Raw genomic sequence first — 347 nt, 5'->3', positions numbered from 1 at the left:
CGAGGACGCTGTTGAGTTTGCAGACAGCAGCCTCTTCCACCCCGCAGTCAGCTTCTGGAGAATGTCTTTGCTGATCCGAAAGGCTTTGGAATCGGACCAGATGGCAGGTATAGATGTGAGGATCCAAAATTCACTGAAGGCACAGCTCATGTCTAATCTTTTCTTGCTTGCAAGTTGGAACTTTCATTTTTGTATGACTCTTCTTTTTCATATGCCTTATTTAGTGATCAAATGTTACACAATGTCTAATATAAACAGGATTTGCTCTTTAGGTTGGTAATTTGGTTTTACGTGTCTTATATTTATCATTGTTTGTGAAACTAGTGGCAAGAATCACAATCTCCAGA

Annotated in this window: 1 protein-coding gene; it reads left to right on the top strand. The window is 40.1% G+C overall.

From position 1 onward, the window contains the following. A partial coding sequence (locus tag L9G74_RS23940; protein ID WP_238898537.1) for a hypothetical protein occupies positions 1–280 on the top strand: 280 nt, incomplete at its 5' end. Positions 281–347 lie beyond the last annotated feature (67 nt).

This window comes from Shewanella electrica, from assembly GCF_022321485.1.
In the GTDB taxonomy this organism is placed as follows: Bacteria; Pseudomonadota; Gammaproteobacteria; order Enterobacterales; family Shewanellaceae; genus Shewanella; species Shewanella electrica.
The sequence above is the reverse complement of the archived record's forward strand: the minus strand, read 5'-3'. Positions and strand labels throughout refer to the sequence as shown.